The 16,156-nt window shown below is 42.7% G+C and carries 12 protein-coding genes; 3 read left to right on the top strand and 9 right to left on the bottom strand.

The window, feature by feature from the left end; translation table 11 throughout:
* Positions 1–173 precede the first annotated feature (173 nt).
* Positions 174–6,008, top strand: a complete 5,835-nt coding sequence (locus MNR06_RS00640) for an RCC1 domain-containing protein (RefSeq protein WP_243537899.1) — start codon at positions 174–176, stop codon at positions 6,006–6,008.
* 14 nt (positions 6,009–6,022) lie between these two features.
* Here MNR06_RS00640 and MNR06_RS00635 read toward each other — a convergent pair whose 3' ends face one another.
* From MNR06_RS00635 to MNR06_RS00625, 3 genes are all read right to left on the bottom strand, one after another.
* Positions 6,023–6,847 (bottom strand): ABC transporter permease, encoded by an 825-nt coding sequence (locus MNR06_RS00635; RefSeq protein ID WP_243537898.1) that lies wholly within the window; start codon positions 6,845–6,847, stop codon positions 6,023–6,025.
* Positions 6,844–7,689, bottom strand: a complete 846-nt coding sequence (locus tag MNR06_RS00630; protein WP_243537897.1) for an ABC transporter permease — start codon at positions 7,687–7,689, stop codon at positions 6,844–6,846. The genes MNR06_RS00635 and MNR06_RS00630 overlap by 4 nt, the downstream gene beginning before the upstream one ends.
* Positions 7,690–7,772: 83 nt before the next feature.
* Positions 7,773–10,166, bottom strand: a complete 2,394-nt coding sequence (locus MNR06_RS00625; RefSeq protein WP_243537896.1) for a transglycosylase SLT domain-containing protein — start codon at positions 10,164–10,166, stop codon at positions 7,773–7,775.
* A 291-nt stretch (positions 10,167–10,457) separates the two neighbouring features.
* Here MNR06_RS00625 and MNR06_RS00620 point away from each other — a divergent pair, with 291 nt between their 5' ends.
* Positions 10,458–10,838, top strand: a complete 381-nt coding sequence (locus MNR06_RS00620; protein WP_243537895.1) for a Crp/Fnr family transcriptional regulator — start codon at positions 10,458–10,460, stop codon at positions 10,836–10,838.
* On the opposite strand, the gene MNR06_RS00615 is transcribed toward MNR06_RS00620, so the two are convergent.
* Both MNR06_RS00615 and glpK read right to left on the bottom strand, forming a co-directional pair.
* Positions 10,835–11,533, bottom strand: a complete 699-nt coding sequence (locus MNR06_RS00615; RefSeq protein ID WP_243537894.1) for a flagellar brake protein — start codon at positions 11,531–11,533, stop codon at positions 10,835–10,837. The genes MNR06_RS00620 and MNR06_RS00615 overlap by 4 nt on opposite strands.
* 6 nt (positions 11,534–11,539) lie before the next feature.
* The gene (gene glpK, locus MNR06_RS00610; protein ID WP_243537893.1) at positions 11,540–13,021 is read right to left on the bottom strand and encodes a glycerol kinase GlpK; all 1,482 of its coding nucleotides are present in this window, start codon (positions 13,019–13,021) and stop codon (positions 11,540–11,542) included.
* Between the two features lie 44 nt (positions 13,022–13,065).
* Here glpK and MNR06_RS00605 point away from each other — a divergent pair, with 44 nt between their 5' ends.
* Positions 13,066–13,824 carry a lysophospholipid acyltransferase family protein gene (locus tag MNR06_RS00605; RefSeq protein ID WP_243537892.1) on the top strand — a complete coding sequence of 253 codons (759 nt, stop codon included), beginning with the start codon at positions 13,066–13,068 and terminating at the stop codon, positions 13,822–13,824.
* A 19-nt stretch (positions 13,825–13,843) separates the two neighbouring features.
* Here the strand turns inward: MNR06_RS00605 and MNR06_RS00600 are convergent, their stop codons facing one another.
* The 4 genes from MNR06_RS00600 to MNR06_RS00585 form a co-directional block, all read right to left on the bottom strand.
* Positions 13,844–14,035, bottom strand: a complete 192-nt coding sequence (locus MNR06_RS00600; RefSeq protein WP_243537891.1) for a hypothetical protein — start codon at positions 14,033–14,035, stop codon at positions 13,844–13,846.
* Between the two features lie 12 nt (positions 14,036–14,047).
* On the bottom strand, positions 14,048–14,479 hold the full coding sequence (locus tag MNR06_RS00595; protein ID WP_243537890.1) for a hypothetical protein: 432 nt from the start codon (positions 14,477–14,479) through the stop codon (positions 14,048–14,050).
* A gap of 118 nt (positions 14,480–14,597) precedes the next feature.
* Positions 14,598–15,836, bottom strand: coding sequence for an imidazolonepropionase (hutI, locus tag MNR06_RS00590; RefSeq protein WP_243537889.1), 1,239 nt, complete (start codon positions 15,834–15,836; stop codon positions 14,598–14,600).
* Positions 15,837–15,868: 32 nt separating this feature from the next.
* Positions 15,869–16,150, bottom strand: coding sequence for an Hsp20 family protein (locus MNR06_RS00585; protein WP_243537888.1), 282 nt, complete (start codon positions 16,148–16,150; stop codon positions 15,869–15,871).
* Positions 16,151–16,156 lie beyond the last annotated feature (6 nt).

The raw sequence follows: 16,156 nt of genomic DNA, 5'->3' as shown, positions 1-16,156 counted from the left end.
AAGCTAATTCTTAAATAAAAATCCGTTTTTTAGTTTTGCGAACTAATAAAAATACTAAACAGAAATGATTCTGATGTTTCGTATTGATACAAAGCCCGACAAAATTTTATTTGGCCTAGCAACATTTTGGCCCGCATAGATAAAGCGAGGAAAGTGTTACACCGATAAGTTTTATGGAACAACTGAATGTAAATGATGTTCTAGGAACTATGAACAAAGCTGCCTATTATAAACACTCATCTATAAAGTTTGTTAGCTTGCTAACTAAAGGCATTCATTTTTTGACTGGCATATCGTTTTGCATTTTGAGTGGCTGTTCTTTAGACATTGCGCTAATAAGTTCCGAACAAGGCGCTGCTTCATTAATTTGGAATCAAGATGCTTTTGATAATGGCGAACTTAAAGCTGAATGGACTCCTGCAGATTCAGAAAAAGTTGTTGAACAGGAACTACTGTATTATAAGGGACCCACTTGTGATGAACCCATTCTACCAAGTGTAAAGTTAAGCCCAGACCAAAAAACAAATGTTGCAAGCTTTACCAAAACCGATGGCACCCAATATTCATTTAAAGTTTTTTCTTTAGATAAAAATGGAATCTCGTCCGCTTCGAATTGTTCAAATCCTATCACTTATAAAGCAGGATTCACTGTTCATGGTCCTGCAAATGGCTTCATTAATTCAAGCAACTATTCTGCTGCAGGATTTAGTGGCAAGTGCGTGGTTGGTTCCCAGATAGAAGTTGCACTACCAAATTCAGCAAGCTTTACATCATTTAATTGTGGAACTGAAAATTGGTCACAGTCTATTGATTTATCTTCGTTAGCCCCTATTTATAGCGGCAATCTTATTTTCAAAGTAACACCGCCCTCAGCGCAAGCGAAAGAATACAGTCTTACCATTTATAAAGATATCGTGATACCCTTAGTAGCTATCACCTCTTCCACACCTATAAACTTACTTAATCATTCATCCTATGCTGTTAGCGGCACCTGTTCTGAAGATGGGAAGTCGGTGATAATAAGTGTTGGCGCTGTTTCTGAAACAGCGACTTGTTCTGGCGGGGCTTTCACAAAAGTGCTCGATATTTCAGGTACTACTGTAAGTCCTGTGAACATAATGGCGACTCACAAAGATGCAGTTGAGAACGTCGAAACAGACACGGCCTCGGTTACGCTCGATATATCTCCACCCACTGTAACATCATTCTTAATTAATAATGGAGATGTTGCTACAGCTTCCGTCAATTCAATTTTGTCAATGAATGTTGCTGAAGCTACAGAGATGTATTTAACAAATACGCCGGGATGTACAGCTGGGGGGACTTGGCAATCTTACGTTAATAGTTTGGCGTGGACCTTACCTAGTGCAAATGGTGTAAATACTGTCTATGCGAAATTTAAGGATGTGAATGGAAATGAGTCCTTATGTATAAGTGATGATATTTCGATTAGCACACCACCCACGATTGCCTTCACTACGCCTGCTGCGGGCGCATATGTGAACTTAAGTAATGTCGCTAGTTTCACAGTTGGTGGAACCTGCTCTGAGAACAACCAATCTATTACATTTACTGGGCCCGGTGGATTCACCGGCACAGCCACTTGTCTTGGAAGCTCCTTCACGGCGATTCTTAACTTAACGCCTGTACCTCAAGGAAATTTTCAGCTGACAGCCACAATCAGCAATTCATTTGGAACAAGCACCTCTGTAACCTCACCCGTTTACACAAAAGACACCGTGGCACCTACGGGAACAGTTATCATCAACGCCAATCAGACAGACACCATCAGTTTAACCGTAACCTTAAGTGTCAACTCAATCGTTGGCTCGCAAATTTATATTACTAATACACCTGGATGTGCGGCAGACGGTACATGGGTTACAGCGAACTTTTTAAGTAAAAGTTGGACTTTAAATACTCCGGACGCTGTAAATACCGTTTTTGTAAAGTACAAAGATGCTGCTGGGAATGAAACTCCATGCTATTCCGACTCAATCTCTCACTCTTCTGTTGTGCCGACGGTAAGTCTCTCTTCGCCGGTATCAGGCTCTTATATTAATATTGCAACTGGTACTAGCGTCACATTGTCAGGCGGTTGCTCTGAAGAAGGAAAAAACGTTACAATTAGTATATCAACTTTCAGCGCTTTAACTGCGGTTTGCACTGCGGGTTCATGGTCTAAAACCTTTAACTTTAGTGCAAAAGCGGACCAGACATATTCAGTTAATATTACACATTCACGAAGCACTGGGGTTAACGCGACACCAGTCACCGCTAGCTATATAAAGGATACTACAGCTCCGACAATAACAGGTTTTTCGATAAATAATGGAACTGCTGTTACCTCTTCGCAAAATGCAACCCTGAATGTGACTTCCCATACTGGGACTGAGACGTATGTCACCAACAACGCGCTTTGTTTGACAGGAGGAACATGGGAACCTGTTTCCTTTCCTAAGGCGTGGACTTTGCCTACCTTAAATTCCACAAACACAGTTTACATAAAACTTAGAGATGCTGCAGGTAACGAATCATCATGCGTTTCTGATTTTATAATTCATGACAATACTGTTCCCACTCTTTCCATAACGGAACCACCAGCTGGCACATTTATCAATCAGTACAGCGCAGCTAGTTTCGATGTTAAAGGAACTTGTTCTGCGCACGGCCAGATTATTTATGGTGTTGTTACCGGGGAGCCTTCAGTTGGAACATCTGCCGCTTACTGTACAGGTGGTTACTTCACCCTTCATTTCAATGTCAGTAGTTTGAGTGACACATCAACGACGCCATATGATTTCGAGTTGTCATTGACAGCTGCAAACGGAAATTCGGTCAATACCACTTCATATTATTATATGGATGCGACACTTCCATCTGCTGTATCAATCAGCGGTGCGCCCTCCGGAACTAACAATTCTACAGGTTTAAATGTTACGGTCTCAAGCGCAACAGCTTCATTTTACAAATACTTCTTAATTCCACCTGGAGGCACCGGATCTTGTGCGATATCTTCAGCTTACATCGGAACGAAATATCCAGTGTCGACACCAATTACAGATCTTTTAACTGAGACGGGAAATTATACTTTGTGTGTCGTCGGTATTGATGATCATGACAACTGGTCGACAGCAGCTACTACCGCTTCATGGACCCGCGATGCCATTAAATCGACACTATCAGGCGCACCAACAGGCGTGGTTACAACTACAGCTTTGAATATTTCAGTAGCTGGAACCAATGTTACCCAATATAAATATGCAATCATTTCAACCGGCGGTTGTGCGACAGCGAGCTTCGTCGGGCCCGTGGCTGTCGGCTCTAATATTACTGACAACATTTCTGCCTTACCAAATGGTCCAGTAAAAGTGTGTGTTATAGGCGGCGATGCCTCAAATAATTGGCAGGAAGTTTCGGTAGCCACTGAAACTTCATGGATCAAAGATTCAATAGTCACGCTGAACATCTCTTCTGCTGCTGTTAATAGAGTCAGTGAAGGCGATACAAAAACAATTACCTTTTCGATGTCTGGATCAAAAACTTTTGACGTGACAGCTTATTTTAAAATAACCGGCGATGCGACTTCCACTGAACATAATCTGACAAGCGGTTCAATCACCATCCCTGCAGGCAGCACGACTGCAAATCTTCCAGTCAATTTCCTAGTTAATGCCGCTACAACTGGTGAGACGTTAATGAATGTTCACCTAACTCACACAGATTCACCTGCAGTTCTATTAGATCCGAAATATCAGGCGCAGTATTTTATTAGGGACTCACAAAAGGATCTGACCACTATATCCTTAGCTATTAACTTTTACCATGCCTGCGCCGTTCTCGATGATAATTCATTGAGATGTTGGGGCCATAGTGGCGTTAACCTAAGCCGTTTAGGTTTAGGTAATACCGTCGGGTTTGCTGACACCGCCAAAACAGTGGCGCCTGGGATTTCATTTAAAAGTGTTACTGCGGGACGCGACCACACTTGTGCACTTACTACATCTGGATATGTTTATTGCTGGGGTGAAAACTTGAGCAATCAGATAGGCGATGGAACTACAGCAAGAAGAACCACTCCAGTTTTGATAGATAGTAGCACGACCTATACTTCTATTAGCTCCGGCCAGGCTCACACTTGTGGCATTACTACTGAACAAAAGTTAAAATGCTGGGGAAGTGCAGATTCTTACCAAACCGGCTTAAATACTACTTCCAGTGCGCAAACTCCGACTCAAGTTACCTCGGCGGATTTTAAATTTGTTTCTGCAAATTCAAAAACAACCTGTGCCATAGATACAAATGATAAACTTTTTTGTTGGGGTAGAAATGCGACGGGTACTGTAGGAGATGGCACTCTAATAGTGAAACAAGTACCAACGGCCATCGATTCTTCAAACACATATTTAATGGTGGCTGTAGGATCGGGGCACTCGTGCGGAATTATTTCTGACGGAACCCTAAAATGCTGGGGAAATAATAGTCAGGGACAACTTGGCGATAACACACTTGTCACAAAAACTTCCCCGACTGTCATAAATTCTGCCGTTAAATACTCCTGGGTTACTGTAAATGATGACACGACCACGGATACCAATCGTGGCTTTAGCTGCGGAATTACTGATGGCGGCGTACTGCACTGCTGGGGAAATAATGCAGGGAAACAATTAGCCGACGGCACCACTACGAATCGAAAAATCCCTACTATTGCCGATTCAGGCGAAAGTTACTCTCGAGTTTACGCTGTGTCGCAAAAAGCCTGCGGCATCACCACAGCCGGCGCAGTTAAGTGCTGGGGAAATCTTTATAAAGACAACACGACAGGACGGAATTCCGATCTTTATGGCTTTGGTTATGGCACCTATTTAGGCGCCTATGGGGGATCCTTTTTTGCTTTATCAGATTATAATTTTAAGACTATTGGCATGCCAGATTCGGCGGCAGATACATCTTCCCAAACTTGTGGTATAACAGGCAATAAACTTTACTGCTGGGGCGAAACGAGTTATTTTGGTGACGGTTTAACTTATCGTCGTCCTGCACCGGTAATCCTTGATGCTCAAAATAACTATTCTCAAGTAAGCGAGATGCATGATTCAAGTAATAACTGCGCTATCACCTCTACAGGAACATTAAAATGTTGGGGCAGAAATAATTATGGCGAGCTTGGATCGGCTGGAAATATTGGAACTAATATTTTTACTCCAAAAGTGGCAGATCCGACCACCTCTTATTCACAAATCTTTCTAAGACTTGGAGCAGCTTGCGGCATCACCACCACGGGGGCCCTAAGATGCGCCGGGAACAACAACTTTGCGAAGCTTGGTGATGGAACTACGACCCACATCACTAATTTCACGACGATAGACAGCGGAGTTTCTTATAAACAGATTGGAATTGGAACTGCATTCTCGTGTGGCCTCACGACCTCTAATAAAGTTAGATGCTGGGGCACGAATACATATGGCCAACTAGGGACAGGAAATTTAAATAATTCTTATACTCCGATTGATACTGATCCAAGCGAGTCATATCGCTCTATTAGCGTAGGATTGGACCGAACCTGCGGAATTACTATGGCCAACAAGCTTAAGTGCTGGGGAAATGGACTTCTTGGCGATAATGGTGCTGGAGACCCTAAAACACCGCATGTTATAGATAGCGCCAGTGACTATTCAAGTGTCACGGTTAATAACTCAGTCGCTTGTGCAATTAAAACAAATGGTTCGACAAAATGTTGGGGCGCTAACACAGGTGTTTCTTTACCGAGTGAGAGTGGATCAGCAGCACAATATAATATTCTTATAGATTATGAATCGCAAATTGCTTATTCAAAAATCTATTTAAGTGGATCAAGTTTGTGCGGGTTGACTCCAGGGGGGTTATATCGCTGCGCCGGAAAAGGTGCGGGCGGTGTTTTCGGGATGGTTGATCCAAATCAAACCTATATCAGCAATGTCTTAACAGTCACCGCTCCAGTTTATATTCAAAAATGGCTTAGTTATTAATACTTGGTCGACGTTTACAATCTTAACTTCGCTTTCACATGATCTAAAATAATGTGAAAGCTCCATACCGTTAGAAATAAAACCATCGATGGGAAAAGGATCAGATGTGGAAAGCTTGAAAGAGTTTTCCATCCCTCTTTTACTAAAATTCCCCAGCTTGTGTATGGCGGGTGAATTCCTAATCCCACAAAACTCATGAAGCTTTCATACAGGATGTTCGTTGGAATTTGCATGGCAATTAATAACAACAAAGTGCCAAACATGTTCGGCAGGATATGACGAAGCATGATGTGCAGTCTTGTACCACCTAAAGCCACTGCTGCTTCAACGAAGGGCTTTCGTCTGATTTCTAAAACCATTCCTCTGGTCACGCGGGCTAAGCCCATCCAGTGAGTTGCTGAAATCCCCACGCATAGACTTAATAAAGCTTTAGTGAAGTTATCTTCCACTGGAAGAACAATTTGCAAAGTCATACACAAGATGGAAACTAAAATAAAACTTGGGATGGCCATCAGGATATCGCAGAAGCGCATCAGTACGCGGTCGACAATTCCTTCAAACCAGCCGGCAACGGCTCCGTAGGTAAAGCCGATTAAAAATGAGAGGAATGAACAAAGTAAACCTACTAAAAGTGAAATTCTTCCGCCAAGCACGACTCTACTGAAAACATCACGCCCTAACGAGTCTGTTCCAAACCAATGATTTTTATTGGCACTGACTAAGATGTTTTCTACATCTTGTTCTAAGCCTGTACCCATTCCCAATAATGGCGCGAAAACTATCAATAGACCCAGTAAAGATAGGAATAAGATCGCAAAGGTCAGGAAGACTTTTTTCACACTTCCTCCCTTAACCGTGGGTCTACGAACTTTAATAATACGTCGACGAAGATGTTTACTAAAATTAATAAAGTTCCGTAAAACAATGTTAATCCCATGATCAAAGTATAATCGCGGTCATTGAGTGCACTGACGAACTCACTGCCTAATCCGGGCACCGCAAACAGCAGTTCCACTAAGAACGAACCAGAAAGCAGGCCTACAATCAACGGCCCGACGTAACTTAAAAAAGGAATCATGGAATTCTTTAAAACGTGAAAGAACAATATCTGCCACGTCCCCACCCCTTTAGCCCGCGCCGTTCTGACGTAATCGTGACCAAAATTATCAGTCAGGGAATTTTTAAGTAAGCGCACAAGCGAAGCCAAGGGACGAAGGCTTAAAGTTAGAATCGGTAAAATATAATGCTGAGGTGTCGTTAAGAAAGCCACCGGTAAGAGATTAAAGTAAAATCCAAAAAGATAAATTAAAAGAGGACCCCAAAACAGACTTGGTAGCGATAAAAAGGCGATCACCCCTTGATCGATCACTTGCTCTAGGACTTTCCCTTGAAAACGAATGGCTAATAATGAAATTAAAAAAGCACCAACCAAAATAAACAGCAAAGCAAAGCAATTTAAAAACAGCGTATTCTGCACACCTTGGGAAATAATCTCTACCACTGTGCGATCAGGGCGCGCCATAGATACGCCAAGATCGCCTTTCACTAAACCACTAATGTAGGAAATAAACTGCGCACCACCAGAGGCTTCGACCTTCCAGTGTTGCATCAATTTTTCTTTTACTAAAGGATTAAGCGCGAAATCTTCATCAAAGGGACCGCCCGGAAGGGCTTTAAGCATAAAAAAGGTAAGCGTCCCTAGCAAGGCTAGCGACGCTATAAGTTCGATCGACTTTTTAAAAACAAAACGAACTACATTAACACTCAAATGTCATCCCAGTTTTCCTTCCCTACGATTTCAGTATTCACTTTCACAGGTACAGCGCCTGCCATGTAAGGGAAAAGATCTTTTTTGTTGCCGTAAAGTTGAGAATAAATATGAGCATTAGAAACCACGCGCTTCACGTAATTGCGAGTCTCTAAAAACGGAATGTGTTCAATGAACTCATCCGTTTCAAGGTTACCAAAACCTACTAACCAGTTTTTTACTCTGTGAGGGCCAGCATTGTAACCAGCAGCTACTAGAGGAATTGTGTTTTCAAAACGATCCATCAGACGTTTTAAATAACGGGATCCCACTTTCACAGAAGTTTCAGGTTGCAGAAGCATTGGAACTTTAAATTCTTTTTCACCTAAAAGGCTTGCAACTTTATAACCAGTGAATGGCATGACCTGCATTAGGCCCAACGCCCCTACTGGAGAGATTGCATCTTTACGGTAATTCGTTTCAGCGCGCATGATACCCCAAACAAGTTCTTCAGGAACTGAGAACTTCTTTGTGTATTTTTCAACTTGCTCTGAATAAGCGCGTGGGTACGCCAGTTCCCAAAGATATCGAATACCGCCTAAACCATGGGCTGCTCGTTGCCCAGCAAAGTTGATTTGCGCAATGTAAGAAGAACGGTTGAAGTGCCCCGCAGTGTTGTATTCTGTCATCAAGGTACGAAGGTAATCGCGATTTGATGTTTTCTTTTCAATATCAAATAAGTCCCAACGAGCCCATTCGTATTCACCAAGGATCATCATGTCACGAGCACGCTCAAAACGTTTCATCAATGCAGGATTACTGAAGGTCGTTACGTTTTCAGTGGCTTCAACGCTATTTTCTTCAGCCACGCCAACTGCTTTTAAGTCGGCATTGTCTGGAGTTTCACCTTCATCATCGTCACCTTTTTCGTCATCAGCTGAATACTGAGTTAGAATTAGGTTTTCTTCCGATTCAGATTCATCACCACGATAATCATCAGGCATGGATGGCATTAAAAACTCGCTTGCTGAAAAGCGAGAAATCATACGTGGGGTCGTTGGTAAATTAGAAGAAAGAATAACTTTCGGAATCTGGATTTCACCCATTTTCTTTAAGCGTGAAGAAGCCGCGATAGAGTAGTACCCCATCAAAGGATCTTTCGCTAAGTTTTCTAACATCACTTTTGCTGGTTCTACCTTACCTTGGCGGTAAAGACTCATCGCCATCCAATAATTCACTCTGTCTTGCGGTATAGACTTTTTGCCTTTTCGCGCAGTCATGTTCGCAAAAGCTTTGAAGGAACCTTGGTAGTCGCCCTTAAGATACTTAAGCCACGCTAAGTGCCACTGAGCATCGCGGTTTAATCCTGATTTAGGATAAGCCTTCATAAACTCTTGGAACCTGCGAGCTGCGCCATCGTAATCTTGGAACTGGTAACTTAAGAAGGCCGATTGGTACAAAGCCTGACGGCCTGTTTTAGAACGTGGGCTTAATTTATAAGCAGTATAATAAGAACCTACTGCCAACTGCACTTCACCGGCGCGAGCTGTGGCTGATCCAAACAGAATCAAGTAGTCGAAGTTCTTTTTATTAGATTCATAATAAGGCTTTAAAAGATCAACGGCCTTAACCAACTCACCTTCTTGTAAGAAAAATTGCGCCTGCAGTTTATCGGCAAGATATTTATCAGTCTTCGCAAGCTTTGCTTTCATCAGATTGATTTCAGCTTGGGCTTTTTGGTCAAGACCCGCAAAAAGCATATGACGAACGCGCGTGCGGAAGTCCTCCGTCGTGACGTTGCAATCCGATGGCTTTCCTTCAAATTCATTGGCAGCTAAATCCACGCTCCAGTTAGCCACTTTGTGGTAAGCAGGATACTTTTCATAAAGCTTTGTAAGCCATTTACACATCTGACCGTGGCGCTGCAAACCTTTTTCAGTCACAGCTAAATTGTAAATCACGTCGGGATATTCTTCGGTTGAACGAGTGCGCTTTTCTAGTTTAAGAAAATAGTTACTAGCTAATTTAAAGTTTTTCTTTTCTAAAGCGACTTGGCCTAAAAGATTGTTTGTCTCAATAGACATTTTAACGTTTGGCGATAGATCCAAAACTTTTTTGAATTCAGCTTCAGCCTGATCCCATTGGGCTTTTTTCATGTACGACTGCGCCAAGTAAAAGCGCGCGTATTCTTCAAGAGTGATTTTCTCTTTTAAGATATTTTCGAAAGCTGGAATCGCTTCGTCGTATTTAGCCGTTTTGTATTGTTCTAAAGCCTTTTTAAAAGCCTCCAGATCATTTTTAGGAGCTGGAAGAGCTGGTAACTGTGCTCCAACTGTGGAGCTTATTGATAGAGAAAAAACTAAAACTACTTTGGCAAAGCCAGAGTGCAAACCAGCGAGCGCATTCTTCATGTGTACAATCCTTGTAACGCGTATCTAATAATGATACCGAATATCCCTGGCAAAATCGAAAACTAAACGACCTATACCTGTAAAAATTGTGACTCTCAAAGACCAAAGTGGGAAGGAGTTTCTCTAGACCAACGCACAGAGGAAAATAAATTTGGTGCCTTCGATAAGATCTCTTTCACAAAAAACGTGAAAGATCCTAGCAGATTATTATAACCTAAATACTCTCACTGACGAAGGTTGGCGAGAAAGGTCCAAGCGCAAGGCGAGGACTCGGCGACCGATCGGAGCAACATGGATGCTATTTTAAAAGAGTCTTATAAGCCCGGTGACTATATTTTCTTTGAAGGCGATATCGAAAATCATTTCTATATCGTAGAAAGTGGTGTCATTCAAATTTTCACTAAAGACAGTACCGGCGCAAGAATTCCTATTTGCGAGGTCGTCGACGGAGAATCTTTTGGCGAGTTTGCGCTTATTTCAAAATCTCCCCGTTCGGCGACGGCCCAAGCGGTGACGGATGTGGTCTTAGTTAAAGTTTCTGAAGATGGATTTCAGCAGCTGATGTCAGAGCTTCCTACATGGGCTGAATGCATGATGAAGACTTTTGTCGATCGCTTGCAAAATATGACTGAAAAAGTGCGCGAGCTTGAACAATTTAAGCGTCGCGATTAATTCTTTTTAGGATACTTTAAAAAGATCTCGCGCTGTAAATCTGTAATCACGGTCATCAGTTTTGATTCGGTGATTTTTTCAACATTTAAGAACTGAACGCCAGCGATCTGTTGTTTTTTATCTTCAGCTTCCTTCATCGAGCTAAACCGCACTTCCACTTCAAATTCTAAGGGCCTGCGGTTGCCGATTCTTAAGTGGCCTTTGACTTTATCGCCGATCTTTAAAACGGGATCGCCACCTAGTTCCATTTTAAAACCGCCGGCACTGACATCCTTCACTTTGCAATCAAAGAAATATTTTTTACCCTGATGTTCGGTAAAGTTAAAAATAGCATCGTACTTTGCCGGAATATCGACGCGGAAATTTGCGCGCCTTTGCAGTTGAAATAGTTCCTTGTCAATTTTTAAAACCGCCCATCCTGCTTCAAAATAAAGTTCCGTCTGAATAAAGTAACGTTCTGTTTTAAAAGCAAAGTTCACCAGAACTTCTTGATTTTCCTTAATGTCCTTGGAATCCGCCGTATGGTGGCACATCAAAGCTTCATCTTTTTCGCTTTGTACAGCAATCAAATGAAAAATACGATCTTTCCCCTTCACGACCACCTGAACTTTGTCATGGGCGACCTCGCGAAAAATCATTTTCTTTTCCGAGATAGAAATTTTCTTAAAAATCGTCTGGCCGTTATCAGAATTCATTTAATCTTATACTTTCTTAAGCGCCGTTTCCCAGCGTTGCATGCGCGCCTTGCGATCTTTACTGTTCATTTTCACTTTGAATTCTTTATCGATGGCCCACACTTTTTTGATTTCTTTGATGTCTTTCCATAGGCCAGAACCAAGGCCTGCCATAAACGCAGCACCTAACGCCGTTGTTTCTAAGTTTTTAGGTCTAACCACATTAACGCCGCAATAATCAGCTTGAAGCTGCATTAAAAGATCATTCGCAGCAGCGCCTCCGTCAACCTTCACGCCTTTCAACTTTTTGCCTAGGTCTTTTTGCATGGTCACAAGGATGTCGACATTCTGCAAAGCCATGGCCTCAAGAGTGGCCCGCGCAATGTGGGCTTTAGTGCTTCCCCGAGTTAAACCACTGATCACCCCGCGGGCTTCTGGCTGCCAATGTGGAGCACCTAAACCAGTTAAGGCCGGTACGAACTCGACTCCTTGAGTGTCTTCCACCGTTTTAGCTAAAGCTTCAATATCAGAACTTGCTTGAAATAGCCCTAAGCCATCGCGCAGCCACTGCACCGCTGCTCCGCAAACGAAGGCGCCCCCTTCAAGGGCGTAGGTCATTTCTTGATTTTTTAATTTCCAAGCAATCGTTGTAAGAAGTTTGTTTTTAGATTTCACCGCTTTTTTGCCAGTGTTTAAAAGTAAGAAGCTTCCGGTACCGAAAGTACATTTTGCTTCACCTAAATCATAACAAGCTTGACCGAACAACGCCGCCTGCTGATCCCCGACGATTCCTGTTATTGGAACCCCATCAGGCAAAAATCCAAGTCCTTGGGTCACACCAAAATCTGCGTTGGAAGGACAGATTTCAGGCAGAATCGATTCAGGCACTTGCAGAAGCTTTAATAATTCTTCATCCCACCAGCCCGTGTGAATGTTCATTAGCATTGTGCGCGAAGCATTACTTACATCGGTTTTATGGGACTTTCCGTTGGTCAGCTTCCATAATAAGAAAGTATCTACGGTGCCAGCAACGGTCTCTCCACTTTTGGCTTTCGCAGCGGCCTGGGGAACATTCTTTAAAAGCCATTGAATTTTTGTTCCAGAAAAATATGGGTCCAACACCAAACCCGTTTTCGCTGTGATCATTTTTTCTTTTTTATTTTTCTTAAGTTTCTCACAAAGATCTTGGGTGCGACGGCATTGCCAGACGATGGCATTATGAATGGCTTTCCCTGATTTTTTATCCCACAACATCACCGTTTCACGTTGATTGGTGATGCCGATGGCGTGAATTTGCGAACCTTTGATTTTGGCTTTTTCTAAGGCCAAACGCATTGAACGTTGTGTGGAGTACCAGATGTCCTCAGGGTCATGCTCTACCCATCCCGGCTTTGGAAAAATCTGTTTGAAGGTTTCGCGGGCTTCGGCGACAAGACCTCCGGCTTGATTGATAATGCAAGTTCGAGAGCTGGTTGTCCCTTGATCGATTGCCATGATAAATCTAGACATAGGTATTCCTCACATAAACAATAACTATAATAATGAAGAATTTCTTGCAGAAACCCAACGAAAAAATCTTCGGACTTCGCAACCTCGATCGAGATACTTTGATATTTCGCGTGTTGCCACGTTTTCTGTTAGAAATTCTGCGCAAATATTTTCGCATGGAGATTTCTGGCATTGAGAACATTCCCCGCAAGGGTGCTGTCATCATTGCGCCGAATCACTCTGGTTTTTCCGGCTTTGATGCTTTCTTATTAGGACACATCGTTCAGCAAGAAGCCAAGCGCGTGCCAAGAGTTTTAACTCATCACTTTTGGTTTTTAACTGAAACCACTGCGATCCCCGCTCACAAAATGGGTTTTACTGAAGCTACTTATGAAAACGGAATAAACGCTCTGAAAAAAGGCAATGCCATCGTTTTATTCCCTGAGGGCGAACAAGGAAACTTCAAACCCACTTCCAAACGCTATCAACTTCAAGAATTTAAGCGCGGTTTTGTTAGAATGGCGCTTGAAACCCAAAGCCCGATTGTTCCAGTGGTAGTTTTAGGTGCAGAAGAAACACATATCAATCTAAAGCAGTTAAAATTCACAAAGTTCTTAAAAGGAACAGTGATCCCGTTACCATTAAACATTATTCCCCTGCCAGCAAAATGGAGAATCAGATTCTTAGAACCGATTCACCTACCTTACAAACCAAATGCAGTGAACGATTCTGAGTTAGTGCACGAGATAGCAGAAAATATTCAGGATAAAATGCAGCAAGCTATCGAAGAAGAACTAACAAAACGTGGCAATCCCTTTTTGTAATTGAGGGTGCCTGCTTCTTTTATTTTTTTCTAGCGTCAGGTTTATCGTCCGCAACGACTTTCAAAATGCCGTGCCATTTAGCTACAAGAATACCAGGCTCATCAGGATTTCTGCTGACCAGCTGGCTTATCAGGAAGGCTGCAACCCCTGTTGCTACAACGAGGAGGAGTACGTACTCCACCACGATTTGACCTTTATTGTTTTTCTTCATTTATGCAGTCTATCACAGTTCCGCAGGAGCGGAAGTCGCCTCTAGAGGGGCTGGACGCCAGTTGATCATTGTAAGACGAAGCGTATCAATTAAAAGGTCTAGGTTCTCGTCTTCAATAGGCCCTTTTAGTCCCACAACCACATCTTCGCGCCACTTTTCAACCATCAATGGTCCCGGAGGATGTGTCGCCGACTCAAAGGACAATCCGAAAGCATCTGTGGTTGGATAAATCATCACTAAGATGTTTGCGCCTGAAGCTTTTGAGGCTTCCTTGGCTTTGACTACTTCATCAGTCAATTTCTGCTGAACTAGAAAATAAATTTTTAAAGCAAGAGCCTCATGAAACTGAGCAAAGTATATGCGAAGTGGTCCATCAAAGATGGCACTATTAAACGCAGGATTAAAATACTTCGACTGCATCAATGTGGTGTATGACGATCTCATGCTTCTTCCCCCCAAACAGATCCGCCCTTTCCCCAAGACTAGGAAGAAAAGGGGTCATTATTCAAAGGAAATTTTAAGATTCTTAAATTTTGTGACAATTTTGTGACGCGAACAGCTATTAAAGATTGGTGAAAACCTTTTTTCCACTCTGAAAAACAAGCTTCTTTGACGACTCACCAACGCTGTAAAATAAAGTCTTCCAATCTTGTTCAATGCACAAAATATCAGCAGACTTTCCGACCTCTAAAGATCCAACTTCCCCTTGTAAATTAAGAGCGTGAGCAGCCCCCACTGTGTAGGCAGTGATCACTTCTGGCAAAGTCATTTTCATTTCTAAGCGCGCAAGTAAACCCACTAAATTTAAATCCTGAGTTGGTGAGGTGCCGGGATTAAAATCTGTTGCTAAAGCAACTCGAGCCCGCGCATCGATCATCTGTCGAGCGGCTGGGTATTTCACTTTCATATACAGATCCGCAGCCGGCAAAAGAACTGCTGTTACTTCTGATTTAGCTAAAGATGAAATTTCTTTTTCTGTGACTTGCAACAGGTGATCCCCTGACAAGGCCCCTAACTTCACGGCAAGATCACTTCCCCCACTTAATGAAAGCTGATCGGCATGCACTAAGAGATCAAAACCTAAGCTTTGCGCTTTACGCAGGTATTTTTCAGAGGCTTCAACAGGGAAGAATCCCTTTTCAACGAAAACATCCACCCGGCGCGCCAATTTCTTTTTCGCGACAACAGGTAAAACCTCATCAGCCAGAAAGCTTAAATATTCTTCGTAGGTTTTATATTCCGGCGGCAAAGCATGGGCGCCTAAGAACGTATTCACTGTGCGCAGACCAGAAATTTTTTGCCCTGCTTGTAAACACTTTAGTTCATCTTTCAAATTCAGCGCATACCCTGATTTAATTTCTAAAGTTGTTACACCTTGAGATATAAAATGATCAGCCCGCTGCTGCCCGGTTTTGACTAGATCATTCAAAGAAGCACTGCGGGTGTTTTTCATTGTCGACAAAATACCGCCGCCTTTAGCTGCAATTTCTTGATAAGACGCCCCTTGATTGCGCATTTCAAATTCAGCCGCGCGATTGCCCGCAAAAATCAAATGGGTGTGGCACTCTACAAATCCAGGCAGCACTGTGCGGCCCTTCATGTTTATTTCTTTGTGATTTTTTTTAGCGAACTCTTTAGGAAGTTTTTTATCCGTCCCCACCCATGCGATCTTATCTTTTTCAATAAGAAGACTTGCGTTTGATAGGATGCCTAAATCAGCTTCTTTAACTCCACGCCCGCCTTTGGCAGCAGCGGGAGCAAGAGTCAAAAGTGTCGAGATATTTTTTAAGAGTGTGCCCATGAATGCATTCAAACATAGGGCACGGGGGGATTCTAGGAATGACTTTGTGTTTCTTCTGATTTTGGCAAAAGAATCGTTAAAATGCCTTCTTCCACGTTCATCTTAATATGGCCGCTATCAACGGCTTCTGGCAGTTGAACGGTGATTAAAAAACCCTCTTTGACGTGTTTAAGATCTACAGGGATGACAGGCTCCATGAATTCATCTTTGATCGCCGGGCCTTCATCTTTTTCAAATTCATTTATGTATTCTTCAAATTGGCTTGGACGACCCACATGGGGTTGCTTGGGGGAATCCATCAGGGGAGCAGCCATAACAGC

Origin of the sequence: Bdellovibrio reynosensis (genome assembly GCF_022814725.1) — a bacterium.
GTDB classification, from domain to species: Bacteria; Bdellovibrionota; Bdellovibrionia; order Bdellovibrionales; family Bdellovibrionaceae; genus Bdellovibrio; species Bdellovibrio reynosensis.
This window is presented reverse-complemented; position numbering and strand designations above follow the sequence as displayed.

Excerpts from the sequence above, each read along its gene's own strand:
- MNR06_RS00640 (WP_243537899.1), top strand. The coding sequence starts at position 174 with ATGGAACAACTGAATGTAAATGATGTTCTAGGAACTATGAACAAAGCT.
- MNR06_RS00630 (WP_243537897.1), bottom strand. The coding sequence starts at position 7,689 with ATGCTTAAAGCCCTTCCGGGCGGTCCCTTTGATGAAGATTTCGCGCTT.
- MNR06_RS00625 (WP_243537896.1), bottom strand. The coding sequence starts at position 10,166 with ATGAAGAATGCGCTCGCTGGTTTGCACTCTGGCTTTGCCAAAGTAGTT.
- MNR06_RS00620 (WP_243537895.1), top strand. The coding sequence starts at position 10,458 with ATGGATGCTATTTTAAAAGAGTCTTATAAGCCCGGTGACTATATTTTC.
- MNR06_RS00615 (WP_243537894.1), bottom strand. The coding sequence starts at position 11,533 with ATGAATTCTGATAACGGCCAGACGATTTTTAAGAAAATTTCTATCTCG.
- glpK (WP_243537893.1), bottom strand. The coding sequence starts at position 13,021 with ATGTCTAGATTTATCATGGCAATCGATCAAGGGACAACCAGCTCTCGA.
- MNR06_RS00600 (WP_243537891.1), bottom strand. The coding sequence starts at position 14,035 with ATGAAGAAAAACAATAAAGGTCAAATCGTGGTGGAGTACGTACTCCTC.
- MNR06_RS00595 (WP_243537890.1), bottom strand. The coding sequence starts at position 14,479 with ATGAGATCGTCATACACCACATTGATGCAGTCGAAGTATTTTAATCCT.
- hutI (WP_243537889.1), bottom strand. The coding sequence starts at position 15,836 with ATGGGCACACTCTTAAAAAATATCTCGACACTTTTGACTCTTGCTCCC.
- MNR06_RS00585 (WP_243537888.1), bottom strand. The coding sequence starts at position 16,150 with ATGGCTGCTCCCCTGATGGATTCCCCCAAGCAACCCCATGTGGGTCGT.